The organism is Gemella sp. GH3 (genome assembly GCF_013415425.1).
Taxonomy (GTDB): domain Bacteria; phylum Bacillota; class Bacilli; order Staphylococcales; family Gemellaceae; genus Gemelliphila.
Genome location: NZ_JACBYC010000230.1, coordinates 1 through 433 on the forward strand (window position 1 = coordinate 1; position 433 = coordinate 433).

At 40.2% G+C, this 433-nt stretch carries 1 protein-coding gene; it reads left to right on the plus strand.

Annotation, left to right across the window (positions count from 1 at the left end; genetic code table 11):
- Positions 1-433 (plus strand): discoidin domain-containing protein (locus HZY83_RS07850; protein ID WP_179943485.1); only part of this gene is annotated, 433 nt, incomplete at both ends.

Consider the following 433-nt stretch of genomic DNA (forward strand, 5'->3'; position numbering starts at 1 on the left):
CTATTATTCTTGATTATTCAGCCAGCTCGGGAGATTATCCTGTAGGTTATGAGATTCTCGTGTCAAGCGATGGGGCTTCGTGGAATAGCGTAGCTACAGGAAAAGGAAATAGCAACATGTTGTTTGTTATCTTAGACCAAACAGTAAAAGGACGATATATAAAAATAAACCAAACAGGATCGAAAGACTTGTACTGGTCAATCCACGAATTTTATGTTTATAAGTCTGAAGAAGTAGCCGAGGAAGTTCCTCTGGATATGACAGGATGGATTGCTTCGGCATCGAATAATACGAATGCGGCTCAGAATGCAATAGATTATGATGATGAAACCCGATGGGATACAGAAGCTCTTCAAGCTCCGGGACAGTGGTTTATGGTAGATATGAGAAAAGAACAGGAGTTTGATAAATTGGTGTTGGACTGTACCAAAAG